The organism is Paenalcaligenes niemegkensis, assembly GCF_022230885.1.
Taxonomy (GTDB): domain Bacteria; phylum Pseudomonadota; class Gammaproteobacteria; order Burkholderiales; family Burkholderiaceae_B; genus Paenalcaligenes; species Paenalcaligenes niemegkensis.
In genome coordinates this window covers 934182-960910 of the sequence record NZ_JAKGCT010000004.1, presented here as the reverse complement: position 1 = coordinate 960910, position 26729 = coordinate 934182, and the positions used below count along the sequence as shown (strand labels likewise).

At 52.1% G+C, this 26729-nt stretch carries 18 protein-coding genes and 8 pseudogenes; 22 read left to right on the top strand and 4 right to left on the bottom strand.

What is annotated here, in order from left to right; translation table 11 throughout:
• Positions 1 to 91 precede the first annotated feature (91 nt).
• The 11 genes and pseudogenes from paaN (at position 92) to L1889_RS08570 (ending at position 9662) form a co-directional block, all read left to right on the top strand.
• On the top strand, positions 92 to 1756 hold the full coding sequence (gene paaN, locus L1889_RS08615; protein ID WP_238664792.1) for a phenylacetic acid degradation protein PaaN: 1665 nt from the start codon (positions 92 to 94) through the stop codon (positions 1754 to 1756).
• 14 nt (positions 1757 to 1770) lie between these two features.
• Positions 1771 to 2559, top strand: a complete 789-nt coding sequence (paaG, locus tag L1889_RS08610) for a 2-(1,2-epoxy-1,2-dihydrophenyl)acetyl-CoA isomerase PaaG (protein ID WP_238664791.1) — start codon at positions 1771 to 1773, stop codon at positions 2557 to 2559.
• Positions 2559 to 3046: pseudogene (paaI, locus tag L1889_RS08605) on the top strand (hydroxyphenylacetyl-CoA thioesterase PaaI). Before paaG ends, paaI begins: the two are co-directional and overlap by 1 nt.
• Before the next feature lie 71 nt (positions 3047 to 3117).
• The gene (gene paaK / locus L1889_RS08600) at positions 3118 to 4431 is read left to right on the top strand and encodes a phenylacetate--CoA ligase PaaK (protein WP_238664790.1); all 1314 of its coding nucleotides are present in this window, start codon (positions 3118 to 3120) and stop codon (positions 4429 to 4431) included.
• 61 nt (positions 4432 to 4492) lie between these two features.
• Positions 4493 to 4960 carry a holo-ACP synthase gene (acpS, locus tag L1889_RS08595; RefSeq protein WP_238665891.1) on the top strand — a complete coding sequence of 156 codons (468 nt, stop codon included), beginning with the start codon at positions 4493 to 4495 and terminating at the stop codon, positions 4958 to 4960.
• Positions 4947 to 6001, top strand: a pseudogene (nagZ, locus tag L1889_RS08585) (beta-N-acetylhexosaminidase). The gene acpS and the pseudogene nagZ overlap by 14 nt, the downstream one beginning before the upstream one ends.
• Positions 5964 to 6233: pseudogene (locus L1889_RS19420) on the top strand (GIY-YIG nuclease family protein); the annotation flags it as partial. The pseudogenes nagZ and L1889_RS19420, both read left to right, overlap by 38 nt.
• Positions 6234 to 6394: 161 nt before the next feature.
• Positions 6395 to 7568: pseudogene (gene uvrC, locus L1889_RS19195) on the top strand (excinuclease ABC subunit UvrC); the annotation flags it as partial.
• A gap of 18 nt (positions 7569 to 7586) precedes the next feature.
• Positions 7587 to 7784 (top strand): helix-hairpin-helix domain-containing protein, encoded by a 198-nt coding sequence (locus L1889_RS19190; RefSeq protein ID WP_372871738.1) that lies wholly within the window; start codon positions 7587 to 7589, stop codon positions 7782 to 7784.
• Between the two features lie 29 nt (positions 7785 to 7813).
• Complete coding sequence (gene pgsA / locus L1889_RS08575; RefSeq protein ID WP_238664787.1) at positions 7814 to 8383, top strand: CDP-diacylglycerol--glycerol-3-phosphate 3-phosphatidyltransferase; 570 nt, start codon at positions 7814 to 7816, stop codon at positions 8381 to 8383.
• A gap of 1 nt (position 8384) precedes the next feature.
• Complete coding sequence (locus L1889_RS08570; RefSeq protein WP_238664786.1) at positions 8385 to 9662, top strand: MFS transporter; 1278 nt, start codon at positions 8385 to 8387, stop codon at positions 9660 to 9662.
• Between the two features lie 7 nt (positions 9663 to 9669).
• Here L1889_RS08570 and queF read toward each other — a convergent pair.
• A pseudogene (gene queF, locus L1889_RS08565) lies at positions 9670 to 10493 on the bottom strand (NADPH-dependent 7-cyano-7-deazaguanine reductase QueF).
• A gap of 280 nt (positions 10494 to 10773) precedes the next feature.
• On the opposite strand from queF, the gene aceA reads away from it, so the two are divergent.
• From aceA to L1889_RS08515, 10 genes are all read left to right on the top strand, one after another.
• Positions 10774 to 12081: an isocitrate lyase gene (aceA, locus tag L1889_RS08560; RefSeq protein ID WP_238664785.1), complete on the top strand. Its 1308-nt coding sequence runs from the start codon at positions 10774 to 10776 to the stop codon at positions 12079 to 12081.
• Between the two features lie 178 nt (positions 12082 to 12259).
• Positions 12260 to 13219: a P-type ATPase actuator domain-containing protein gene (locus L1889_RS08555; RefSeq protein ID WP_238664784.1), complete on the top strand. Its 960-nt coding sequence runs from the start codon at positions 12260 to 12262 to the stop codon at positions 13217 to 13219.
• An 8-nt stretch (positions 13220 to 13227) separates the two neighbouring features.
• Positions 13228 to 13407 (top strand): cbb3-type cytochrome oxidase assembly protein CcoS, encoded by a 180-nt coding sequence (gene ccoS / locus L1889_RS08550; RefSeq protein ID WP_238664783.1) that lies wholly within the window; start codon positions 13228 to 13230, stop codon positions 13405 to 13407.
• Positions 13408 to 13578: 171 nt separating this feature from the next.
• Entirely contained in the window at positions 13579 to 15063 is a 1485-nt protein-coding gene (gene ccoN, locus L1889_RS08545; RefSeq protein ID WP_238664782.1) for a cytochrome-c oxidase, cbb3-type subunit I, read from the top strand.
• A gap of 10 nt (positions 15064 to 15073) precedes the next feature.
• The gene (gene ccoO, locus L1889_RS08540; protein WP_238664781.1) at positions 15074 to 15730 is read left to right on the top strand and encodes a cytochrome-c oxidase, cbb3-type subunit II; all 657 of its coding nucleotides are present in this window, start codon (positions 15074 to 15076) and stop codon (positions 15728 to 15730) included.
• A complete protein-coding gene (locus tag L1889_RS08535) occupies positions 15731 to 15910 on the top strand; it encodes a cbb3-type cytochrome oxidase subunit 3 (protein ID WP_238664780.1) in 180 nt (59 codons plus the stop codon).
• Complete coding sequence (ccoP, locus tag L1889_RS08530) at positions 15903 to 16811, top strand: cytochrome-c oxidase, cbb3-type subunit III (protein WP_238664779.1); 909 nt, start codon at positions 15903 to 15905, stop codon at positions 16809 to 16811. The genes L1889_RS08535 and ccoP overlap by 8 nt, the downstream gene beginning before the upstream one ends.
• 36 nt (positions 16812 to 16847) lie before the next feature.
• Complete coding sequence (gene ccoG / locus L1889_RS08525) at positions 16848 to 18359, top strand: cytochrome c oxidase accessory protein CcoG (protein WP_238664778.1); 1512 nt, start codon at positions 16848 to 16850, stop codon at positions 18357 to 18359.
• 38 nt (positions 18360 to 18397) lie between these two features.
• Positions 18398 to 18634: a FixH family protein gene (locus L1889_RS08520; RefSeq protein ID WP_238664777.1), complete on the top strand. Its 237-nt coding sequence runs from the start codon at positions 18398 to 18400 to the stop codon at positions 18632 to 18634.
• A gap of 56 nt (positions 18635 to 18690) precedes the next feature.
• Complete coding sequence (locus L1889_RS08515; protein ID WP_238664776.1) at positions 18691 to 18939, top strand: hypothetical protein; 249 nt, start codon at positions 18691 to 18693, stop codon at positions 18937 to 18939.
• Between the two features lie 114 nt (positions 18940 to 19053).
• Here L1889_RS08515 and L1889_RS08510 read toward each other — a convergent pair.
• Positions 19054 to 19781 (bottom strand): annotated as a pseudogene (locus tag L1889_RS08510) (helix-turn-helix domain-containing protein).
• A 494-nt stretch (positions 19782 to 20275) separates the two neighbouring features.
• On the opposite strand from L1889_RS08510, the pseudogene clpB reads away from it, so the two are divergent.
• Positions 20276 to 22874 (top strand): annotated as a pseudogene (gene clpB / locus L1889_RS08505) (ATP-dependent chaperone ClpB).
• Positions 22875 to 23044: 170 nt separating this feature from the next.
• Here clpB and L1889_RS08500 read toward each other — a convergent pair.
• Positions 23045 to 23638, bottom strand: a complete 594-nt coding sequence (locus tag L1889_RS08500; protein WP_372871371.1) for an epoxyqueuosine reductase QueH — start codon at positions 23636 to 23638, stop codon at positions 23045 to 23047.
• A gap of 257 nt (positions 23639 to 23895) precedes the next feature.
• Positions 23896 to 26647: pseudogene (gene glnE, locus L1889_RS08495) on the bottom strand (bifunctional [glutamate--ammonia ligase]-adenylyl-L-tyrosine phosphorylase/[glutamate--ammonia-ligase] adenylyltransferase).
• Between the last annotated feature and the right edge of the window lie 82 nt (positions 26648 to 26729).

Here is a 26729-nt window from a genome sequence, read left to right as displayed (position 1 = left end):
CAGATGCTATATAAATTCATGTAGAGCAAAAATGAACAATTTAAAGACGAGTGCCCTGAGCGGCCATGGTTCTTAACGAGGAGTGATTCTGATGGCGACGGATTTTTTCAATGCAAACGAAGCGATATTAACGCAAGCATTAAGCGCGATTGCCGAGCGCGGGTTCTGGACTCCGCATCCGGAGATGCCCAGTCCCCGAGTTTATGGTGAGCAAGCGGCAGAGCAAGGCGTGGCAAGTTTTCAGTCCTATCAGTCCAGTGATTTTCCCCTTAGCCTTGATGGTGCACAGTCGAAGGTGGGGGAGGAAGTCTCGCCATTTGGTCTGAAACTGAAGATCCGTTATCCATCAGTGCCTGCAGCGGCGCTGGTTGAGCAGTCCGGCTTTGCGCTCGAAAGCTGGCGCGAGGCGGGTCCCAAGGCCTGGGTGGGTGTTTGCCTGGAAATTATCAAGCGTTTGAATCAGCGTAGCTTTGATGTGGCCAATGCGGTACAGCACACCAGCGGCCAGGCATTTATGATGGCTTTTCAGGCAGGGGGGCCACATGCACAAGACCGCGGGCTCGAGGCTGTTGCCTATGCGTGGCAAGAAATGTCGCGTGTTCCAGGCCTGACAGAATGGGTGAAGCCTCAGGGCAAGCATGATCCTGTTTCCATGCGGAAAAAATTTACGATAGTGCCTCGCGGGGTAGCGTTGGTGGTGGGGTGTTCCACCTTCCCGACCTGGAATAGCTACCCGGGCCTGTTTGCTTCGCTGGCTACAGGGAACACAGTTATCGTCAAACCGCATCCGGCTGCCATATTGCCGCTGGCCATTACCGTGAAAATAGCCCGCGAAGTGTTGGCAGAGGCCGGGTTTAATCCGAACGTTGTGTTATTGGCTGCGCACGATGCTGATGACGATACAGCGCAAACATTGGCGCTTAATCCCGAGGTCAAAATCATCGACTATACGGGCAGCTCCGAAAATGGTAATTGGCTTGAAGCGAATGCAAGGCAGGCACAGGTCTATACCGAGAAAGCGGGCGTAAATCAAGTCATTATCGATTCGGTCGAGGATATAGGGCTGGTTGCTCGCAATTTGGCGTTTTCCTTTGCGCTGTATTCGGGCCAGATGTGTACCGCACCCCAAAATATTTATATCCCTAAAGACGGAATTTCCACTGCGGAAGGCCCTCTGAGCTTTGATGAGGTCGCGCAGGCATTGGCGGATGCCGTCCAAAAGTTAATCAGCAATCACGAGCGCGCTGTCGAAATTACCGGAGCTATTCAAAATGTGGCTACCGAAGCCCGTATCGATGAAGCCAAGGCCTTAGGGTTAAAGGTTTGGGCAGATAGTGAGAGTCTGATGCATCCCCAGTTTGAGCATGCTCGTATACGTTCGCCGTTGCTGCTTGAGGCCACTGCCGATAATCCGGCAATTATGCGCGAGTGGTTTGGGCCGATTTTCTTTCTGGTGAAGACAGACTCTACCCAGCAAAGTATTGCCTTGGCAGGGAAAACTGTTAAAGAGCAGGGCGCTTTAACACTCTCGGCCTATACCACCAATGATGACATTGCAAAGCAGGTGCAGCGGATGGCCGAACGCGCTGGCGTGTCACTGTCTTTGAATTTGACGGGAGCCGTGTTTATCAATCAGACTGCGGCGTTCAGTGATTATCATGGTACTGGGGCGAATCCGGCAGCAAATGCCGCCTTGTCTGATGCAGCCTATGTTGCTAACCGCTTTCGCGTAGTGCAGACGCGTTGGCACGTATAACGGGCGGGGAAGTCATGAAAGCACCAAGTATTATATTAGAGCTCACTGCCGACGTTGCACGTATCACGTTAAACCGTCCAGATAAGCTCAATAGCTTTACGGCACAAATGCACCTTGAACTTAAGCAGGCTCTGGATAGCATTGAAGCACAAGGCGTGCGTGTATTGCTTATACAGGGGGCCGGCCGTGGGTTTTGTGCTGGTCAGGATCTCTCTGAGCGGCAAATGCGTTCGGGGGCCGAGCCCATTGACTTAGGCGCAACTATTGAAGCGTATTATGCGCCGTTGGTTCGTCGCTTACGAGCTATGCCATGGCCGGTCATTATGGGTGTCAATGGCGTGGCGGCCGGGGCAGGGGCTAACCTGGCGCTGGCTGGCGACCTTGTAATTGCTGCTGAATCAGCCAGCTTTATCCAGCCCTTTTGCCGTCTGGGGCTATTGCCCGATACGGGTGGAACCTACTTTTTGCCACGACTGGTCGGGCCGGCCAGGGCTATGGGTCTGGCGCTGCTGGGGGATAAGCTCAGTGCATCTCAAGCGGCCCAGTGGGGCCTGATTTGGGAATGCGTCGCCGATGCGGAGTTTCATGACCGGCTTGACGCACTGATGCAGCACTTTGCACAAGCGCCTACGAAGGGAATGGCCGCTGCCAAGCAGGCATTGCAGCAAAGCTGGCACCACATCCTGGATCAACAGCTGGATCTTGAGCGGGACGTCATGCGCGATCTGGGCGCGACTGAGGACTACGCTGAAGGGGTCAATGCGTTTCTTGCTAAACGCTCTCCTGTTTTTAAAGGCAGATAATGAGTCATCCCATTGAATTGGATAAGGCAAAATTGCCGGACGATCCCCATGAGCTAGCTCAGCTTGTGGCTGCACAAATGTATGCCAAAGATTCGGCTTCTCAGGGGTGGGCGCCAAGCTTCTGTCTTGCGGACCTGGTTCTGCGCGGATGGTCATGACCGTTCGCGATTTTATGCTGAACGGTCATCGAAGCTGTCACGGGGGCTATATTTTTACCCTTGCCGACAGCACTTTTGCTTTCGCCTGTAACTCACGCAACGCTCCCACGGTGGCATCTGGGTGCACCATTGACTTTCTGGCGCCCGCCTTCGAAGGGGATGTGCTTAATGCCAATGCACGCGAAGTTTCGCTGTCGGGACGTACAGGCGTCTATGACGTAGAAGTTACGAATCAAAGTGGTCAGTGCGTCGCCATTTTCAGAGGTAGATCGTATCGGTTGCGTGGACAGGTTATTGAAACGCTAGCAGGTACAAACACAATTTCTTAGTATTAGACCCTGCAAGGCCCGGTGGAAGGAGACAGTTTCACCATGCGAACAGTGGGGCAGGAGCAAAGCCAATGTCAGTACTCAAGAAAAAGCTCGGTCGGGATGCGATTGAGCACAGTAGTGTAGATGAGTTACGTCAGCTTCAGCTAGAGCGTTTACGGTGGAGCCTGAATCACGCCTACCGCAATGTGGCTCATTATAAAAAAGCATTTGATATGGCGGGGGTGCATCCCGATGAGCTGAATAGTCTCAGCGATCTTGCACGCTTTCCTTTTACGACCAAACAAGACTTGCGGGACAACTATCCCTTTGGAATGCTTGCGGTGCCACGTGAACAGGTGTCGCGTATACATGCGTCAAGCGGTACCACGGGAAAACCCACGGTCGTGGCCTACACTGCGCATGATATTTCGGTTTGGGCCGATTTAATGGCCCGCTCTATGTGGGCTGGTGGTGCCCGACCGGGCGATATCGCGCACATAGCGTATGGGTATGGCTTGTTTACCGGGGGCCTGGGTGCGCATTACGGGGCTGAGCGGCTGGGATGTACGGTGGTGCCAATGTCTGGTGGCCAAACCGAAAAGCAAGTTCAATTAATTCAGGATTTTCGTCCTGATGTGATCATGGTTACCCCTTCCTACTTCTGCAACCTTCTTGATGAGATGGATAGAGTAGGAATCAATCCTCATGACAGTTCACTGCGTATCGGTATTTTTGGAGCAGAGCCATGGACAGATCGAATGCGCAGCGAAATCGAAACCAGAGCGCACATCAATGCCGTGGATATTTATGGTTTATCAGAGCTCATGGGGCCGGGAGTGGCTATGGAATGCGTAGAGTCCAAAGATGGCCCTGTGGTATGGGAGGACCATTTCTTCCCGGAGATCATTGACCCTGTCACTGGCGATCCGGTCTCCGACGGCGAGCCGGGAGAACTTGTATTTACCTCACTTAGCAAAGAAGCTATGCCGATCATTCGCTACCGTACCCGTGATCTTACGAAGCTGCTAGCGCCAACCTCGCGCAGTATGCGTCGTATAGGCAAAATCACCGGTCGTAGCGACGATATGCTGATTATCCGTGGAGTAAATCTCTTTCCTACCCAGGTAGAGGAGCAAGTCCTGCAGATTCCGCAACTTGCTTCACATTACCAGTTGGTAGTGTCGCGTCAGGGCAACATGGACACGCTGCAGGTTCTCGCCGAGCTGCGTCCTGAGTTTGATCTGTTTAGTGATACCGAACGTCAGGCTGTCATTCAGCAGCTGGGTCATGCGATTAAAGTACATATTGGTGTCACCGCCACCATTGATTTGCGCCGTTCGGGTGAGATTGAGCGTACCTTAACAGGTAAAGCGCGCCGCGTGGTCGACCTGCGTCGTCGTTAAGGTGGTGATCCTCGCGGTATGATGGCTGATGTAGAAGTGCACTGTTTTTTGTATAGGGCTAATTTTGTCATTATCTCCATTGCCGTCAGCCGTTGCAGGTATTGGTACCGACATCACGTATGTATCGCGCGTCGCTGCTGTATTCGAACGTCATCCAGAGCGGTTCGTAAAACGTATCTTGGGTGAGCAGGAGCAACAGGTATTCAAAGGTCGCTACGAGCGCGATTCCCGGCGGGGTATGAGGTACCTCGCGACCCGTTTTGCTGCTAAAGAAGCTTTTTCCAAAGCCATTGGCCTGGGTATGCACATGCCGATGGCGTGGTCGCGCATGCAGGTTCTGAACGCAGCAAGCGGCAAACCGCAGGTTGTACTTGCCGAGCCGCTAAAAGGCTGGTTCGAGCAGCGCTTTGGGGCGGCTCATGTGAGCCTGACCGACGAGTCTGATACCGTAATGGCCTTTGTGATTGTAGAATCACCGCTTATTTCAACTTTCCTGTCGAGTTCTGATGACAACGATGCAAAACAATAGTGCCACGGCGCAGATGCCGGGTCCCGTCATGGTAGATGTGCAGGGCACCCAGCTTAGTTCCGCCGAGCGCACCAGGCTGCAACACCCCTTGGTGGGGGGCGTTATTTTATTTGCGCGAAATTTTGAATCGCGGCAGCAACTGACACAGCTTTGTGCCGATATTCATACTGTGCGTAACGAACCCTTGCTGATCGCCGTGGATCATGAGGGGGTAGGGTACAACGTTTCAGAACAGATGGTTTTACGGCATTGCCCTCAATGCGCAAGCTGGGTGTGCTGTGGGAGCGCGACGCTATTAAAGCAGGCAGTGTGGCTGCAGATACCGGCTATGTCCTGGCTGCCGAACTTCGTGCCTGCGGAATAGACCTCAGTTTTACGCCCGTACTGGATCTGGATTGGGGTGTCAGTGAGGTCATTGGTGACAGGGCATTCCATCGAAATCCCAAAGCGGTGGCCACATTGGCAGCCGGCCTGATTCGCGGGCTGCAAAAAGCAGGTATGGCCAGTTGCGGAAAGCATTTTCCTGGCCACGGGGCAGTCGAGGCCGATTCACACCATGAGATTCCTGTTGATAACCGTAGCCTGCAAGAAATACTTGACGCCGATGCGGCGCCGTATGGTTGGCTGGGCTCACTGACCCTGAATAGCGTGATGCCGGCACACGTGATCTATCCTCAGGTGGATGACAAGCCAGCGGGTTTTTCAGAGTACTGGATACAGCGTGTCCTGCGCCGCGCATTGGCCTACGACGGGGTTATCTTCTCGGACGATCTCACAATGGAAGGCGCCACGGTGGCGGGCGATATTCTGGCCCGCGCCGAGGCGGCCCTGACAGCGGGCTGCGACATGGTGCTGGTGTGTAATCGTCCAGATCTGGCTGATGATTTACTGTTGCGGCTGCAGTTCACACTAAGTGATGAATCAGTGCAGCGCATCCGTGGCCTTATGCCTTCTGACCCTGCGTTAAGCTGGGACGACCTACAAGCAGACGAGCATTACCAATATGCCCGAGACCTTCAATCTCAAATCCTTTCTAGCTGACCTTCCAAATCTTCCAGGGGTCTACCGGCATCTGGATGCTCAGGAAGAGGTTTTGTATGTGGGCAAGGCGCGCGACCTGAAAAAGCGCGTCAGTTCGTATTTTCAAAAAAATCTGAGCAGTCCGCGCATTGCCCATATGGTGGCCCGTGTTGCGCGCATTGAAGTAACGGTTACCCCTAGCGAAGCCGAAGCGCTACTGCTGGAAAACAACCTGATCAAGCGTTTACGTCCGCGTTACAACATTTTGTTTCGTGATGACAAGTCATATCCATATTTACGTATCAGTCCGCACGTTGTGCCCCGCATTGCCTATTATCGGGGCAGTACGGGAGCGGGTGGCCAGTTTTTGGACCTTATCCAAATGCGTGGGCGGTACGGGAAACCATACAGATTTTGCAGCGGGTGTTTAAATTACGCACCTGCGAAGATAGTGTGTTTGCCTATCGCTCTCGTCCCTGTTTGCTGCACCAGATCGAACGCTGTTCGGCTCCATGTGTTGAACTTATCTCACAAGAGGCCTATCAGGCCGATGTAACGCGGGCGGTGAGGTTTCTGGATGGGCATGCCAGCGATGTGCTGGACGAAATAGAAGGGCGCATGCTTGAGGCATCCAAAGCCTTGGATTTCGAACAGGCCGCCTTGCTTCGTGATCAGATGAAAGCCTTGTCCACTGTGCTGCAGCAACAGACAATGGAGCATACGGGCACTGACGATCTTGATATCATCACCGTCGTGGCGGCGGCGGGGAAAACCTGTGTCAACCTGGCGATGGTCAGAGGGGGTCGACACTTGGGAGACCGGCCTTTTTTCCGACGCAGGCCCAAGGGGATGTGGAAGAAGAGATCTTGGCGGCGTTTTTAAGCCAGCACTATATAGAGCGCCCCTTGCCCCCCTTCTGGTCTGCTCACACCGACTTAACGATGACAGCGTGCTCGAGATGCTCAAAGCACAAACCGGGGTAGACGCGCGGATAATCTTGCGTCCGCAAGGGGTACGCAAAGCATGGCTGGAGCAGGCGACCAAAAATGCCGAGCTGGCGCTTGCGCGCTTGTTGAGCGAATCCGTCACTCGCGCGGCACGAACGCTAGATCTTGCGCAGTTGCTCGAGCTGGATACCGACGAAAATGCTATTGATGCACTCACCATCGAGTGTTTTGACATTAGCCATACCGCGGGGGAGGCGACTCAAGCCTCATGTGTGGTGTATAGGCATCACGAGATGCAGACCGCTCTTTATCGCCGCTATAACATTGCTGGTATCACTCCTGGTGACGATTATGCCGCCATGAAACAGGTGTTGAATCGTCGTTTTTCTCGCGTTGCAGAAGGGCTTTCAAAGCTGCCGGACGTCGTTTTAATTGATGGTGGAAAGGGACAGATATCCACGGCAAAACAAGTGTTTAGCGAATTGGGACTGGACACACGCGTGCTCATAGGTGTGGCCAAAGGTGATGCGCGTAAAGTGGGGCTGGAAACTTTGATTTTTGCGGACGATCGGCCTAGCATGAGCTTAGGGGTAGAGTCGCCCGCGCTCATGTTAATTGCGGAAGTACGTGACGAAGCGCATCGCTTTGCCATCACCGGTATGCGAGCACGTCGCGCAAAGTCCCGGAATGTGTCACGATTAGAGGACATAGAAGGGGTTGGCGCAAAACGTCGCCAGCGCCTTCTGGCTCGTTTTGGTGGCTTTTCCGGTGTGGTCGATGCGAGTATCGATGACCTGCGTTCGGTAGAAGGCATTTCCGCTGCGCTTGCTGAGCGCATCTATTATGCTTTACGTTAAGTATAGGATTTCCAACTTAGTATCTAATTATGCCCTTTAACCTTCCTATTGCGCTTACCTGGTTGCGGATCATCATGATCCCTCTTGTTCTGGGGCTCTTTTACTTGCCTGAGAGCTGGATGAGCGTGCCTACGCGCGACGCAGTCGCCTGTTTTGCTTTCATAGCGGCTGCGCTGACTGACTGGTTTGACGGATGGCTGGCACGGCGCTGGAAGCAAACCTCTGCTTTCGGGGCTTTTCTGGATCCTGTTGCCGATAAGCTAATGGTGTCTGCCGCTCTTTTGGTGCTGGTTGACATAGGACGAGTGGATACCTTCATTGCTTTCATCATAATTGGCAGGGAAATTACGATTTCGGCACTGCGCGAATGGATGGCCCAGATTGGTGCCAGCGCAAGCGTAGCGGTAAGCTGGCTGGGCAAGTTTAAAACGGCTGCACAGATGATTGCTATCCCTTGCCTTCTATATTGGGAAAGCTATAGAGGCATACCCGTTGGTTTGCTGGGCAAGGGCCTGATTATTGTGGCTGCTATATTAACGGTGTGGTCAATGTGTTATTACCTGCAACGGGCATGGCCAGAAATACGACGAAAGAGCTGAGATGACGACTGTAACCCTTGATTCGAATTACGATACTGCTGAAATAAAAAAGCGTGATTGGCGAATTATTGCCTTGATAGGCGTGGCGCACTCATGCTCACACTTCTTCCAGTTGGTTATTCCTACCTTGTACGTGTTCTTAGCGCACGAGTTTGGGTATGACTTCGTACGTTTGGGCGGCCTGGCCACGGCTTTTTTTGTTGTGTCGGGCATAGGGCAAGCCAGCTCTGGTTTTATCGTCGACCGTATTGGCCCCACCCCAGTACTACACTTTGGCCTATCTTGCTTTGTCGCCTCTGGCATTTTGATCGGCTTAGCTGATGGTTATACTATGCTGCTGCTGGCAGCGGTTATAGGTGGTGCTGGAAACTCGGTCTTCCATCCTGTTGATTACTCAATCATCAACCATCGTATTAGCCCCTTGCGGCTGGGGCACGCCTTTAGCATACACGGACTGACGGGTAATCTAGGGTGGGCTCTAACCCCACTGTTCATCACCGGTATAGGCTTGGCCACCTCATGGCGCGTAGCGGCGTTCTCTGCGGCAGCTCTGGTAGCGGTGGTGCTGCTTCTGACTATTCTGGGGCGCAACTTGCTGTCCGGTAGCCAGGAACAGGCCGATGCTCAAGGCCCCGAGGCTGAAGAATCTTCTGCTGGCGATCTGTCTTCGCAGTCAATTGCACAAACTCTGCTTACGCTGGGCCGGCAGCCTGCCCTATGGGGGGCATTTCTTTTCTTTGCCTCCAGTTCGGTAGCCTTGTCTTCCGTACAAAACTACACTATTCCGATGCTCGGTGACGTCTATGGCATCAGCCGGGTGCTGGCAGGCTCGGCTCTGTCCGGGTATATGGTGACGGCTGCTTTGGGGATGTTAGCTGGTGGTTTTCTGGTGGGCGCCACCGCCAAAACAGAGCGCATAGTGTTCGTGGCCCTTGTTAGCGCAGGGCTGATGTTGGTGTTGCTGGCCTCGGGTGTATTGCCACCTCCGCTTGCGATGGTGATCGTTGGCCTGGCCGGTTTCTGTTCAGGGGTAGCCGCGCCTTCTCGTGACATGCTTATCCGTCGGGTTACACCAAAAGGGGCCACAGGTACGGTTTATGGCCTGGTATATTCAGGGATGGATGTAGGCGCATCGTTGGCACCGCTGGTATTCGGGATTATGCTCGATGCTGGTTATACACGTGGTCCCTGGGTAGGGGCCGCTGTGGCATTTTGCCTGTCGGCGACTTTAGCCGTGTGGGTGGCGTCGCAAGCTACCCGCACAGCTCAGGCAAAGTAGCTATTTTTTATTGGCGTGGTGTTCTCAATGAAGGAACCGTTATCTTATGGCTGCTGCGCCACGGATTAATATCCAGCCCCCTCTGCGGGTATAGCGGGCATGCACAAGCAGTGATTCAGGGGCACAGCGCTCCATGATGTCGCTATATATACGTTCTACGCAATGCTCATGAAACTCAGTGTGCAGCCTGAACGAAACTATGTACTTAAGCAGGCTTTCAGGCGCTATTTTTTTACCGGTGTAGGTAATTTGTACGGTGCCCCAGTCAGGTTGCCCGGTTTGTGGGCAGTTCGATTTCAGAAGATGAGAAACCAGCGTTTCATAAACTGTATCTGCGCTTTCTATGCACCGTAATACAGCAGGTTGTGGGGTGTAATGATCAATTTCCACATCCAGGTCATCGATGTTTTCGCCTTCTATTTGACCCATCATAGGGCCGTCGTATGGGCTTAAGCCGTAAAAGCGAAGCTCCACCGGGGCTTGGGCAGCCGCACTCAGATCAGCCTCCATCAGAAGACGTACTTCTTTTTCACTTTCAAAGCGTACTTCGTTAAACGAATTAAGGTAGAGCTTTAGCGACTTGGATTCGATGAGCATCGGGCTGTTCCAGGGAATCGCTATCTCACCAATCACGGTAACAGGCTTGCCCTTGGAGTTTAGCCAGGAAACCTCATAAGCCGTCCAGACATCTTGACCGAACCACATTTCCGGTACAGTCAATACACTACGGTTTGGAGCACGATCAATAGGAAACAATAATGAAGGATCGTAGGCAGTCGGGTATTGAACTTGGTGGCCAAGTGGCGAGTGTTCTAGGTTTTGATTCGTCATGGCAATGGGCTCATGGTAAGAGTTGAGTTGCAGAATAAGCGTTATTGTCTCACATAGTGAAATGCAGCGGCCACTATGTAAAAAGTTTGTGCTGCAGTGCCACAATTAATTTTTCATAAACAAGAATTTCGTTTCACATCCTAAAACAATATGTGTAACTAGCTGATTTATAGGTGAAAAATAAATAGTCTTATATAAGATATAAGTGTGTTTTTCAGACGCAGTTTACGTAGACTAATACTCATGAATCAAGACTTACTTTTACCCTATGGAGCTAATCATGAGCAGTCGCGAAACTGAAATCCGCAATTTACAAAAACGCTGGGCAGAAGATACCCGCTGGCAAGGAATTAAGCGTAGCTATAGCGCCGAAGAGGTAATCAGGCTACGTGGTTCTTTGGTTGAGGAACACACCCTCGCTCGACGCGGAGCAGAGAAGTTGTGGGAGCTTATCAACGATGAGCCTTTTGTGGGTGCCCTGGGTGCCTTGTCTGGTAATCAGGCGATGCAGCAGGTCAAGGCGGGGCTGAAAGCTATTTACCTTTCAGGATGGCAAGTGGCGGGCGATGCCAACGCCGCTGGTGAAATGTATCCGGATCAGTCCCTGTATCCTATCAATTCGGTTCCCCAGGTTGTACGGCGAATTAATAACGCCCTGGTTCGCTGTGATCAAATCCAATGGTCGGAAGGACTGGACCCTCAAGATGCTGGCTATGTAGATTATTTTGCCCCTATTGTTGCAGACGCCGAGGCTGGTTTTGGTGGAGTGCTCAATGCTTTTGAACTGATGAAGTCCATGATTGTCGCTGGCGCGGCGGGGGTACACTTTGAAGACCAGCTTGCGTCGGTAAAGAAGTGTGGTCACCTGGGCGGAAAAGTGCTGGTACCGACGCGAGAAGCCATCGCTAAGCTGAGTGCCGCCCGCCTGGCTGCTGACGTCCTGGATGTGCCCACTGTCCTCTTGGCTCGTACGGATGCCGACGCGGCAGACCTTATTACGAGTGATGTCGACGAAAACGATCGCGAATTTATTACTGGCGAGCGTACTGTAGAGGGTTTCTACCGCACACGTGCTGGTATAGATCAGGCTATATCTCGTGGCTTGGCCTATGCGCCGTATGCGGATTTGATCTGGTGCGAAACGTCTACTCCTGACCTGGCCTATGCAAGAAAGTTCGCCGAGGCTATTCATCGCCAGTTTCCGGGGAAGCTGCTTTCCTATAACTGCTCACCTTCGTTTAACTGGAAAAAGAACCTCGATGATCAGACCATCGCTACTTTCCAGCGAGAGCTAGGTGCCATGGGGTATAAGTTCCAGTTTATTACTTTGGCTGGTTTCCATGCATTGAATTACGGTATGTTCGACCTGGCTCACGGGTATGCCCGTAACAATATGAGTGCTTTTGTTGAGTTACAGGAAAAGGAATTTGCTGCCGCCGAAAAAGGCTTCACAGCGGTGCGTCATCAACGGGAAGTCGGTACAGGCTATTTTGATGCTGTAACCCAGGCCATCGAGAGCGGACAGTCGTCAACAACGGCGCTGGCAGGCTCGACTGAAGCTGAACAGTTCACGAGTGCAGTCGTTTAGCTGTTCAACCACAGGGTGTAATAGATCAGGCCGTCGCTTATTGCTGTGTTTCTTTCTCTGCTGCGTGCAATGGGGTAGAGCAAAAGCACAACACTTAAGCGACGGCTTCTGCTTTTTCAAACGGAGTATTGATTTAGATCAAGTCGGCATAGGATCCCGTGGCTTATAGTTTTCCCCTATGCGCGCGTATTCAATTTTTTCAATTCCTTCCGACCTTCCAGAAGCACACCGCCAGCAGCGTAAACACATGCTGGCTCGACTTGGGCTGGCGTGGCTTGCCATGATGCAGGTCATGATGTTTGCCTTTCCCGGTTACTTGAGATCCGAGTCCATGGCGCCTGAAAATCTGGTCATGCTCGATAAGGCGATCTACCTGATGAACTGGGCCGGGCTGGTTTTGACTGTGCCAGTTATGATTTATTGCGCTTATCCCATTTGGCGGGGCGCAGCCCAGAGCCTGGGCAAAGGCAAAGTCGGTATGGACATACCTGTTGCGCTGGGTATGGTCGTTGCCTTTGTGCCCAGTGTGATCACCACCTTCAGCGGCCACGGAGACGTCTATTTCGACTCCGTCACCATGTTCGTGGCATTTCTGTTGACAGCGCGCTATTTCGAACTCTGTGCCCGTCAATCAATTCACCGCGGTAAATCTTACGAGCTCATTGAAGACTTCCGTGTTTCTGTTTCCAATAAAGCCAATACTCTTGCATTCTGGTTTGTACTCATCCAGGTGCTGCTTGCATTGGTTTTGGGTGCTGTGTGGTTCTATTATCAGCCCGGGCACGCTATAGCAGTAATGGTTGCCCTTTTTGTCATGAGCTGTCCTTGCGCAATGTCAATGTCCGTACCGACGGCTGTTGCCGCGGCTCATGCCGGTCTCAGTGCTAATCCCACCAGTAGTACTCATGAAATCCTGCAGCTCACTCAGCTGACTGGAAAAATCTCCAGACAAAATCTTTACGGTTCTATTGCCTGGCACCTGTTGATGACTCCCTTGGCCGCTGTTGGTCTGGTGTCCCCATGGGTTGCTGCTGTCTCCATGCTGCTGTCGTCGTTAGTGGTGGCACTTAATTCCTGGCGTATTTACCGTCAGCGGATTGGCGGTGCTGCGCTGATTGCCGCCGGAGCTGCGGTTTAAAACACATCATGCTTGAGTCACTTTTCATCTTATTACCAATTTCTCTGGTTTTTGTATTCCTGATGGGAGTGGCTTTCTGGTGGGCGATTTTTGCCGGGCAATTTGACAATTCTAAATCTGCTGGTGAGTCCATTTTGCTCGATGATGACGACACTCGCAGCAGTTCAGAAGAAGTTAATAAACACTAATAAAAACGTTCGTTCAAGTATTCATTCCATTGCACTTGCCACTGGAGGTCTTTAGCAACGGTTTTGTTTAGGGTAGTCGCGTCTTGATTCAGATCAAGGTGAAAAGTTCAGGCATGGACGATCATGCTTGCTGTAGAAGCTTGGTATTAACGTTAGTTATAGGGGAAGCAAATGGGCACTTCCGATGCAGTCGGAAAACAGGCCGAAGTCTTCAACTACGGAGTCATCAGGCAGTTTTCTGTCATGACAGTAGTCTGGGGAGTGGTTGGCATGGGGGTCGGTGTTCTGATCGCCTTGCAATTGATATGGCCGGGACTTAATTTTGAAACAGCGTGGTTTAGTTATGGCCGGCTACGGCCTTTGCATACTAACCTTGTGATTTTTGCTTTTGGCGGTAACGCGTTATTTGCAACGTCTTACTATGTAGTGCAGCGTACCTGTCAAGTGCGGTTGTATGGCGATAAACTGGCAGCCTTTACCTTTTGGGGATGGCAGTTAACCATGCTGGGGGCGCTTATTACCTTGCCGCTAGGCTATACCAGCAGCAAAGAATACGCCGAACTCGAATGGCCGCTCGATATTCTGATTGCCCTGATATGGGTGACGTATGCAGTCGTGTTCTTTGGCACAATCTTAAAGCGTCGTGTGCGGCACATTTATGTGGCTAACTGGTTTTACGGCTCCTTCATCCTTACCATTGCCGTTCTGCATATCTTCAACAATCTCGAGGTGCCTGCCGGAGCATGGAAGTCGTACTCGCTTTACGCGGGTGTGCAAGATGCAATGGTTCAGTGGTGGTATGGCCATAATGCTGTTGGCTTCTTCCTAACCACGTCCTTTCTGGGCATGATGTATTACTTCGTGCCTAAACAGGCCAACCGTCCTGTTTATTCCTATCGTCTGTCCATTGTGCACTTCTGGGCACTGGCCTTCACATACATGTGGGCGGGTCCCCATCATCTGCTGTACACCTCATTGCCCGACTGGACCCAGTCCCTGGGCATGGCGTTTTCGCTTATTCTGCTGGCTCCTTCCTGGGGTGGCATGATCAACGGCATCATGACCTTGTCAGGCGCTTGGCACAAATTACGTACCGATCCTATCCTGAAATTCCTGGTGACCTCCCTTTCGTTCTATGGTATGTCCACCTTCGAGGGTTCGATGATGGCTATTCGCAGCGTGAATGCCTTGTCGCACTACACAGACTGGACCATCGGTCACGTGCACTCCGGAGCCTTGGGCTGGGTAGCCATGGTTACCTTTGGTTCGCTCTACTACATGATTCCTCGTCTGTACGGGCAGGTCCAAATGGCACGGCCAAAACTGGTTGAAGTGCACTTCTGGCTTGCAACATTAGGGGTAGTACTTTATATCGCAGCCATGTGGATTGCCGGCGTAATGCAAGGGCTGATGTGGCGTGCGACTTCGCCAGACGGAATGCTTAGCTACAGCTTCGTTGAAGGCGTCAAGGCAACCTATCCGTTTTATGCCATACGTGCGCTGGGCGGCTTAATGTTCCTCTCTGGTGTGATCCTGATGAGCTGGAATACTTTCCTGACGGCGTGGGGTAAACCTCGCGTGAATCCGGTTGTTCCTTTAACTAATCCTGACGCAATTGATCCAGCTAACGTTGGCCCGGCCGTCGTTACAGAGTAAGGGGCTAATTATGTCGAATCAAAAAAAGGGTTTCACACACGCAACGATCGAGCGCAACATAGGCTTGCTCATCGTGCTCAGTATCCTCGTGATCTCGGTAGCTGGCCTGGTGCAGATTGTTCCACTGTTCTTCCAGCACTCAACCACTGAGGCAACCGAGGGCGTTACTCCTTACGAGGCACTTAACCTGGTGGGGCGCGATATCTACATTCGCGAAGGCTGTGTAGGCTGCCACTCCCAGCAGGTCCGCATGCTGCAGTCCGAAGTGCAGCGCTATGGCCCTTACTCGCTGGCAGGCGAGGGGGTTTACGACCATCCCTTCCTGTGGGGGTCCAAGCGTACCGGTCCTGATCTGGCTCGCGTAGGTGGGATATACACCGATAACTGGCATCGCATTCACTTGCGTAATCCTCGCGACACTGAACCATCTTCCAACATGCCAGCTTACCCATGGCTGCAGCATGCGTCGGTCGAGAATGTAAATGTCCAGCGTCGCATGAACGCCTTGCGCTCCATCGGTGTGCCTTACACCGACGAGCAGATCGAGGCAGCACCAGAGCAGTTGGTTGGCAAGACTGAAGAAGACGCTTTAATTGCCTACTTGCAAGGTCTGGGTATTCAAGGTCGGTCAGCAGCAGAGCAAGCCGTCGCTGAGGGGAGACACTAAATGGCCTACCTCAATGCGCTTGTCACCTTATTAGGAATGCTGACCTTCATCGGTATTGCAGTCTGGGCGTGGTCTAAGGGCCGCACAGAGGCAAATCGCGATGCATCGCTTCTTCCTTTTGCCTTGCCTGACGAGGGCGAGATCAAGGCGGAAAATAAATCGGGGGGCTCAAATGAGTGATTTTTTTAATGGCGGCTGGAGCGTCTATATCTCTCTTGTTGCCATCCTTGGGGTTGTGTTTTGTTTGTGGCTGCTCTGGACTCAGCGCTCATGGCTGTCTCCCAATAAAGCCGACGAAGAGTCCGCCCATGTCTGGGACGGGAACATTACCGAGCTGAATACGACGGTCCCTCGCTGGTGGACCATCATGTACATTGCTTTGTGTGCTTTCGCAGTGGGTTATCTGATTTTGTACCCCGGGCTGGGAAGTTATAAAGGCGTATTTGGTTTTACTGCAGCCAAGCAGGTTCAAGAGCAGCAGCAGCAGATCAATGAGCGTCTGGCCCCGATCTACGATCGTTTCCGAGAGATGCCCATTGAAGACATTGCGGCTGACGACGAAGCCAGCAGCATTGGTCAGCGATTGTTTCTGAACAATTGCGCTCAATGCCATGGTTCAGATGCCCAGGGCAGCCCAAGCTTTCCCAATCTAACCGATACATCGTGGCTATGGGGCGGAGAGCCGGAGCAGATTCTGCACACTATCACTGAGGGTCGTCGTGGCATTATGCCGCCGCACAGCGCGATGATGTCGCCCGCTGACGCCTCAGACATTGCGCAATACGTCCGCTCACTAAATAACCTGGCCCACGATCCTCTTCGTATATCGGCAGGCAAGCGCGGTTATGACAATGCCTGTGTTGCTTGTCATGGCGTTGATGCCAAAGGTAATCAACTGCTGGGGGCTCCTGACCTGACCGACGGCCATTGGCTCTACGGCAGCTCTGTCGCCGTCATCGTAGAGGGAATTATGAACGGGCGTGATAACGCCATGCCTGCCCAGAAGAATCGCTTAACCGAAGAGCAAATTCGTTTGTTGGCAGCTTGGGTCTGGGGTTTGAGTAATAACTCTTACGATTAGTACGCAGTTTAATTATCAATATTCACGAGGTTCAACATGAGCAGCGACGCTCCTGACAAGCAAAACGATAGTCGCGATACCGAGCAGGTGCCCGAGTGGCGCCCGCCGGTAGCCCCTAAAGCCGCAAAAGGGGCTTCGCCTCATGTTGAACGGGCGATTTCTGAAGTGCGCAGTAAAATTTACCCCCGTGCGGTTACGGGGGTATTCGCCAGATGGCGAATAATCATGGTGTATTTCACGCAGATCATTTTTTACGGTCTGCCATGGTTGCAATGGAACGACAGGCAAGCCGTGCTCTTCGATTTGGGTGCTCGCAAGTTTTATCTGTTCGGAATGGTGATGTGGCCGCAAGATATTATCTATCTTACGGTACTGCTCATACTGTCAGCTTTTTCCCTGTTCTTATTCACGGCACTCGCGGGGCGGCTTTTTTGTGGTTATGCCTGTCCGCAAACGGTGTATACCCAAATTTTCATGTGGGTAGAACATAAGATCGAAGGCGACCGGCTGGCTCGCATCCGCCTTGATGAAGCTCCCTGGAGCCTGAAGAAACTCCGACTTAAAGTGACGAAGCATACTTTATGGGTACTCATCGCTTTTTGGACCGGTTTTAGCTTTATTGGTTACTTTGCGCCTATCCGCGACCTTGGCGTGGCGCTAATGACGCTGTCGCTGGGGCCGTGGCAATGGTTCTGGCTGCTGTTCTATTCTTTTGCTACCTGGGGAAATGCAGGGTTTTTACGCGAAGCGGTCTGTAAATACATGTGTCCGTACGCGCGCTTTCAAAGCGTCATGGTTGACGACGATACTTTCGTCGTCAGTTACGATCACATACGGGGTGAGCCGCGAGGCGGTCGCTCCAGGCGCATCGACCACAAAGAAGCGGGTATGGGTGACTGTGTCAATTGCAGCCTGTGCGTGCAGGTGTGTCCTACCGGAATTGATATTCGTGACGGGCTGCAATATATGTGCATTGGCTGCGGGGCCTGTGTCGATGTCTGTGACCAGGTCATGGATAAAATGGATTACGACAAGGGGCTCATCCGCTACACTTCGGGCCGTGCCATTACCGAACGCCTGACACAGTCAGAGGTGCGCAAGCAAGTTTTCAGACCTCGAGTCCTGGTCTACGTTGCCATTCTTGCTGTCATCACAGGTGTATTCCTGTTTTCGCTGGCGACTCGTCACACCCTCAGAATGGATGTTATTCGTGACCGCGGGGTACTCGGCAGAGAAATTCCCGGCGGTTATATCGAAAACGTGTTTCGCCTGCAGTTAATGAATACCTCTGAGCAGCCCATCCAGGTTGATCTCTCAGTAGAGGGCATTTCTGACATCACCATAAGTACTACCGGCCAGCGGGATAGTCGTGTGTCGGTGCCCGCCGCTTCGAACGAGCTGATTCCGGTGCATGTACAGGTTCCTGTCGATTCAGGTTTGGCAGAAGGCATGCACGATATCAACATTACCGCGACCACAGTGCCTGGGACGGACGAGATTAATTCCGAGTCCGTTACCGAGAGCTCACGATTCTATATACCTCGTTAGCCTTATAGCCTATACAGTACAAACACCAAAGGAAAAATATGCCAGTAGCCGTTAAAAACGAACTAGACGACAGACCTTGGTACAGGGAACCCTGGCCGTGGATACTGATGGCAGGGCCGGCAATTGTTATTGTGGCATGCATCATTACTATTTCACTGGCCCTTAAGGATTATGGCGCTCAGCCTATCAATGACGGGGGCGTCAAGCGTGGCCTGGTTGTGTCGAAGCAGGAGTCCGAAGAAAAAGCTGTGACGTCATCCGACGCGCAGCCGTGATTGTTTTAAGTATGTAGGCTGTACTCATGCTTAAGACTTCAGCTAAGGAGATTTTCATGAGCAGGCGAGTCTGGATGTGGATACTTTGGCCTTCATTCTTGATGGCGGGGGTGACAAGTGGTGTCATCTTCGCCCTTGTCGACCCCATGGATATTGTGGTCTACGGCATACAGCCTACAAGCCGGCAATTAATTTATGCGCTGGGATTTTTCTTTTTCTGGTTTATGCTGGCATTGTCCAGCGGCTTAAGTTACTGGATCGCACCCAAAGCCATAGAAACCGATGAGTTTGGCGAACCCGTTTAGTCTGTTGCCCGTATTGAACAGATGTAATCGCGGGTAGGGCATAGCACACACCTGAGTGGAAGCCAGGGCAGAACCGTGAAAGACTGGCTCTTATCTTTAAAAGCTGGTGGCGGGCTAAGCGCAGTCGGTGCCAGCTAGTGTTTTTAACGCGTTGATGTCCAGTAACAGCACATTGCGCTGCTGAATGCGCAATAGTCCCTCGCGAGCAAATCTGGAAAAAAGTCTGCTGACAGTCTCGAGTGTCAAACCGAGAAAATTACCAATTTCTTCGCGACTCATACGCAATACGAACTCATGCTGCGAGTAGCCTAAAACGCCCAGGCGCTGCGAAAGATTAAGTAAAAAAGCCGCAAGCCGCTGTTCAGAACGCAGCGAGCCAAGATTCATAATCAGTGTGTGAGAGCGATTGATCTCTTTGCTCATCAGACGACGCAATTGCTGTTGCAATACGGGTAGATGGGCCGAAATACTATCTAAGTCGTCCAGGCGCATTACACAGACTTCACTATTTTCAAGCGCTATGGCGTGGGATACATGTCTATTGTTAAGCAGCCCATCCATGCCGATGATCTCGCCTGGCAATAAGAATCCGGTAATTTGCAAGTGCCCGGATGCATCTTCCAGCTGTGTCTTGACGCAACCCGAACGCAAAGCATAAACCGCTTCTACTTTGTCTTCGTGATGAAATAGGGGGCTCCTTTAACGAAACGGATGCGTTCTTTAACAAGTTCATCAAGTTTGACGAGATCTTCGCTGGGCATACCCAAGGGTAGACAGATTTCGTTTAACAAGCACGTTGAACATCGTATGGAGTCTTCGGTAATAGTGATACGTTTTTGCATGGAGAACTGGTTCCCAACATAGTAAATTTAATCTGTTTTGAGGCAGATCAAATCTAATTGTAGCGATAGATTAAGGAAAACCCCTAAATTCACGGACTAATTCACATTTTAGCTGACTTAACAGTGAATTTTCAGGAACATAGTCTTAAATGCCCGACGCAAAAAAATGTGTTGCAGTGTGGCGTCTTGAAACTTATAGCTACAAAAAAAGCGGAGCAGGTCTTTAAGCCGTTGTTCTTGTTACTTTTAATGGCCTCTTCTTGCACCTGCGGGCCTGGTGCTAAATAGATAAGCTCCATAGCAGCTGCCTGATATGTTCCTGCCAGCGTTCTCTCATGTAGAGGGGGCGGCCATAGAGTTTATATGCTCTATGTGGGCGCTTGAAATTTAACGGTTTGGCTTCATCTAATAGGTATTCATTATTATCATAGGTGCGGTCTTTAGCAGTTTTTTCGCTTACGCCTCCGTGCCTTTACTGAGTAGATAAGAGCATTATGCGAATAGACAAATTAACAACCAAGTTTCAGCAGGCATTGGCCGATGCACAAAGTCTTGCTCTGCAGAATAACCATCCCTACCTTGAACCTGTGCACGTGCTGGCGGCTTTGCTGGCGGATGCCGACTCGGGGTGGGCAGCCTGCTCGCCCGCGCAGGGGTGGCTGTACCCAAGTTGCAGGCCGACATAAAAACCGCTATTGCCGGGCTTCCACAAGTTCAGGGCAGCGAAAGCAATTTTCAAATTAGTCGCGAACTGCAAACGGCACTGGCGCAAAGCGAAAAAGAGGCGACCTCACGCGGCGACACCTATATTGCGAGTGAACTCTTTTTGCTGGTGTTGAGCCGCGACAAAGGCCAGGCTGGCCGCTTGCTGCGCGAAGCCGGTTTACAAGAATCTTCTCTGGCAGCGGCTGTTGACGCCGTACGCGGTGGCGCTTCTATTAACGACCCCGAAGGTGATGCCAACCGTGAAGCCTTATCCAAGTACACCACGGACCTCACCGAGCGCGCTCGTTTGGCCAAGCTGGATCCGGTGATCGGACGTGACGATGAGATACGCCGCACCATACAGATATTGCAGCGGCGTACCAAAAACAATCCGGTGCTGATTGGCGAGCCCGGCGTGGGCAAGACGGCTATTGTCGAGGGCCTGGCACAACGAATTATCAACAACGAAGTGCCCGAAAACCTGAAAGGCAAACGGGTACTGGTGCTGGATCTGGCCGCCTTGCTGGCAGGTGCCAAATACAGAGGCGAGTTTGAAGAGCGTTTGAAGGCTGTGCTTAAAGAACTCTCTCAAGATGCCGGTCGCACTATTTTATTCATTGATGAAATCCATACTGTAGTAGGGGCAGGCAAAGCAGAGGGGGCCATGGACGCCGGCAATATGCTTAAGCCAGCTCTGGCTCGGGGTGAGCTGCATTGCATAGGTGCAACTACGCTTGACGAGTACCGTCAGTATATTGAAAAAGATGCAGCTCTTGAGCGTCGTTTTCAGAAAGTGCAGGTCAATGAGCCTGATGTAGAGTCCACCATTGCTATTTTGCGCGGCTTGCAGGAACGCTACGAGCTGCATCATGGCGTGGCCATTACTGATCCCGCTATTGTGGCTGCAGCCGAGCTTTCCCATCGCTATATTACGGATCGCTTTCTGCCGGATAAGGCCATCGATCTGATTGACGAGGCAGCCGCTCGCATACGCATGGAAATCGACTCCAAGCCAGAAGTTATGGACAAGCTTGATCGTCGCATGATTCAGTTGAAAATCGAGCGTGAAGCGGTACGTAAGGAAAGTGATGAAGCATCACAGCGCCGTTTGCAGGTCATTGAAGATGAGCTTCTGCGGCTTGAGCGCGAATATAACGATTACGAAGAGATTTGGAAGGCAGAGAAAGCAGCGGTACAGGGCACACAGTCGATCAAGGAAGAAATTGATCAATTGCGAGCTGATATGGCAGAGCTTCAGCGCAAAGGACAGTTTGATAAGCTGGCCGAGCTGCAGTATGGGCGCCTTCCTGAGCTGGAAGGGCGTTTGAAAACGGCGGAAGAGGCTAAAGACAGCGCAGATGGCGTCAAGCCTAAACTGCTGCGGACCCAGGTGGGGGCAGAGGAAATCGCCGAAGTGGTTTCCAGAGCTACGGGTATTCCAGTCTCACGAATGATGCAGGGCGAGCGCGAGAAGCTCCTGAAGATGGAAAGTCACCTGGCTCAGCGAGTGGTGGGGCAAAGCGAAGCAGTTACGTTGGTAGCTGATGCGATACGCCGTTCACGCGCCGGTCTGTCGGATCCGTCCAGGCCTTATGGTTCTTTCTTGTTTTTAGGTCCTACCGGTGTAGGCAAGACCGAGCTTACTAAAGCGCTGGCCGGATTCTTGTTCGATTCCGAAGATCACTTGATTCGCATCGATATGTCAGAGTTTATGGAGAAGCATTCGGTGGCGAGGTTAATTGGTGCGCCTCCGGGCTACGTGGGTTACGAGCAGGGGGCTACCTGACGGAAGCCGTGCGGCGCAAACCGTATAGCGTGATTCTGCTTGATGAGGTCGAGAAGGCTCACCCCGACGTGTTTAACGTCTTGCTGCAGGTGCTTGATGATGGACGTTTGACGGACGGCCAGGGCAGAACGGTTGATTTCCGAAATACCGTCATTATCATGACGTCTAACCTGGGATCACATCATATCCAGGAGATGAGCGGCGAGCCTTACGAAGCGATCAAGCAGGTGGTGTGGGAAGAAGTGAAGATGGCGTTTCGTCCTGAGTTTTTAAACCGTATCGACGAGGTCGTGGTGTTTCATGCACTCGGGGCCGAGCAGATCCAGGCAATCGCCAAAATCCAACTGCAGCGATTGGCAGAACGCTTGCGCGATCGTGACATGTACCTCGAGGTATCGGATGAAGCGGTGGCCGAACTTGCTGCTGTAGGTTTCGATCCGTTGTTTGGGGCGCGTCCACTGAAACGTGCCATACAGCAAAATATTGAAAATCCGGTAGCTAAACTCATACTGGAAGGTAAATTTGGCGAAAACGATACGGTTCCGGTCGATTGGCAGAACGGCCACTTTGTCTTTGGAGGTGTGCCGCCAGTAGTCCATTAAGCCAATCAGCTTATTTCTGGTTATATAGTGGAGTGTAAAGAGACTTCACGAGAGACGTAGACCAGAAGCCTTAGTTCAAAGGGCCGGATTCTGTATTGCACAGGATCCAGCCCTTTTGTTTTTAGTTTGATGCCTGGCCTAAGGAAAGACGGTAACGGACAGACCGCCTTTTAAGACTGCTTGCTAACGGTTTCTTTCTGCAGAAATTCGTGTTTGGCATCCCAGGAATAAAACTTGACACCGATTTCGATGCGGTCTCGGCCTTTGGCGCGGCGCCATCGGTTGGTATCGCGGAGCGAATAGACGCAGCCACAGTATTCCTGCATATAAAACTCTTCGTCTTTGCTGATTTCAAGCATGCGCTGCGAACCACCGCCTTTACGCCAGTTGTAGGTCCAGTAGTGCAGGTCCGCGTATCGAGCGGCGGCGCGGTCGCCACAGCCGTTAATTTGATCCATGTCTTTCCAGCGGGATATGCCCAGAGAACTGGTAATCGTGTCGAAACCATGTTCGTGAGCATAAAGTGCGGTGCGCTCGAATCGCATGTCAAAGCATTCGGTACAGCGAATTCCTCGTTCCGGCTCATTCTCCATGCCTTTGACGCGATCAAACCAATTGTCGACGTCGTAGTCCGCGTCGATAAACTCGATGCCATGCTTTTCAGCGTAGCGGATATTCTCTTGTTTACGGATTTCGTATTCGCGTACAGGATGAATGTTGGGATTATAGAAATAAATAGCGTAATCGATGCCCGAGGCCGTCATGGCCTCCATCACCTCGCCCGAACAGGGGGCACAGCAAGAGTGCATCAAGACTTTTTCCGGTTTTCAGGCAGCGTCAGCAGGGCACGTTCGCTTTGCTTGGTAGTAGACATAAATAAAATCCTATACTTTCGTCGTACCGCGAGCTAGTTGGGCAGTACGATGGCATGGTGATTCAGCCTGGGGGCTGGCGTTAAGGACGGGGCCTGTTAAGTGCCCACACGTCGGGAGCAAGCTGGTTTTTGACTGGATACGCCATTTTACCCCTCAATGACGGCTTCCCAAAGCTGTCGTACAGCTTTGCGTTCGCCGGTGTGCTGCTCGGGGGGACACGAGCCCATATCTGAGCCTGTAGTCGCAGGCTGTGCTGCTTTCTACGATAGTGTCTATAGGCGGCAATGACCTGGGCGCTCAAGGCCGTATCGATTAGTCCCGCCTCGGCAGCCAGTCCGAGCAAAGCGATGTTTCCCAGGTTGTTAAGTAATACCGGATACTCATGAGCGTGAGCAAGCACTAGGAACTGGGTGATGAACTCAATGTCTACCATGCCGCCGCGATCATGCTTGAGGTCAAAAAGTTCGCTGTGGTTGGGGTGGCCGGCACTGATGCGGTCGCGCATACGCTGAATGTCCAGACGCAGCTGGGTTGTATCCCTGGGAAGCAGGAGTATATGACGGCGCAGTTCTTCGAAGCGGCCTCCGATCGTGACGTCGCCGGCAACGAAGCGGGCACGGGTAATGGCCTGATGCTCCCAGCTCCAGGCACTGCGGCTTTGGTATTGCTCAAAGCCATCAATACTGACGGCTATCAGTCCGGCATCGCCGTCTGGCCGTAGTCGCATGTCGACTTCATATAGCCTCCCCGAAGAGGTAAGGGTGGACAACCACGAAATCATGCGTCGGCCCAGGCGTACGTACTGTTCTACCGCATCCTGATCCGGATCGTCATAAAGAAACACCAGATCCAGATCCGAAGCGTAGCCCAACTCTTTGCCGCCTAGCTTTCCGTATGCAACCACGGCGAACCTGGGGGCTGAAGAGTATTCACCTTACGGTTTCTGGGTTGTGCCAATGGCCAGGTGCGCTTGATGGTTTCATCCAGCATCAGGTCGGCTAATGCAGAAAGAAAATCGGCGAGCTTCTCAACGCTGAGCAGCCCGGATAAGTCTTGTGCTACCAGCTGGAAGGTGACCTGATGTTGCAGGTTACGCATCAAATTCATTTGCTGCTCGATATCAGGCTGCCCATCTGCCAGCAAGCAGGCATCCAGTTCAAGTTGCAACTGGGCTTTAAGTGCCTCGAGATCAGGGTCCTCCATTAGCGATTGCCATTCAATCAGGCTGTCGAGCACCAAAGGATATTGCGCCAGATACTGGGCAGCCCAGGGGCTGGCCGCTACGATATTAGTCAGACGGCTCAGGGTTTCGGGATACTCGGCCAATAAAGCCACATATGCACTGCGTTGAGAGATACTTTCGACTACATTCAGCAGACGCTGCAGTGTCTCTTCGGGCGCCTCACACCTGAAAGCTTCCCTCGCAAGCAAGGGAAGCAGGCGCTCGAGTCGTTCGCGACTCTGGCGGGGAAGACGTCGCAATCGGTGGCTATTCAAGATCAGCTCAAACTGGGCATCGGCATATTGCTGAAATTCAGCCTCTTGTGTTGGTATAAGCTGTGCGCCTTGAGAGCTACTTTTTAGCTGTTCGGAAACAACCTCCTCACCCAGACCGGCAATACGGAAAGCATTTTTGAAGCTTTCGCTAACGAAGAGCCTATGCTGTTGCAGTTCAGTCTCGAAGTCAGCAGACTTCATTCCCATAGCCTGTGCCAGGGAATCACGAAGGCCTTGGCTGGCGGGAAGCAAATGCGTTTGTGCATCTTCTCTGTATTGCAGCATGTGTTCCGTGCGGCGTAAGAAGCGGTAGGCTGCCTTTAACTTGTTTGCCACTGCTTGGTCGAGAACACCCGCGCGTGTCTGGGCGTCTATAGCCATCAGCAGGTTGTTTTGCTGCAGTGAGGGTTGGCGGCCTCCTCGTATGAGCTGGTTGAGCTGTACTACAAACTCAATCTCCCGGATACCGCCGTCACCTAACTTGATGTTGAGCTTGGCGTCGGTAGCATTGCGGGCAAGTGCCTTTTGTTGCCAATCCTGGCGGATCCGTTCACGTAAGTCGCGTAGAGAAGCCAGTGCGTCAAAGTCGAAGTATTTGCGGTACACAAAAGGAGAGCGTAAGTGTTCGAAGGCCTGACATAAGATTTTAGGCTTGCTGTCCTTAAAGTATGCCAGAGGGAGGGGCCGAGCTTTTAACCAGGCATAGCGCTCCCACTCCCGCCCTTGTGAAACCAGATAGTTTTCTACTGCTGACAGACTCCAGGCCAGGGGGCCGGCGTCCCCATCAGGGCGTAAGCGCAGATCGCACCTGAAGACCTGACCGTGTTCGTTTACATCCGAGATAATCGCACTGATCTGGCGTACGAGCCGACTATAGAATTCGTGATAGCTGATTTTGCGGGGGCCGCTGGTTTCACCTTCCTGACTATATAAGGCAATAAGATCTATATCAGAGGAGACGTTGAGTTCATGGCCGCCCCATTTGCCCATGGCCAGTATCAGCAGCTCTAAAGGTCTGGATGTTTCAAAGTCAATGGGTATGCCATGCCTTTCTACCAAATAGGCCATTCCAGCGTTATAGGCGTCGCCTACCGCAATGTCAGCCAGATAGCTCATGGCGGCAACAACCTCGTTGAGGGAAGCGGACTCATTGATATCCCTGACCATCAAGGTGTAGAAGACCCTGGCTCGCAAGACACGCAAGTTTTCTTTGCTCGTGGCAATGCTGCTGTCGGGGCGCAGCGCTTTTAAGCCAGCAAGCCACGTAGCTATGAGTTCGGGAGTGACCGGACGTCGGACATGTTCCTCGAGCTCAGTGGCGAAATCAGGTGATGCCAGCAGCTTACGGCGCAGGGCGCCAGACCAACTTAAGGCAGACTTCAATATAATGGCTTTACTCATCTGCTAATTCTAATAGAAATAATAGGCATTAATGATCTTGAACGTTGGGTTGTAGAGCATGCGTGCTTTTGATTCTGGCTCA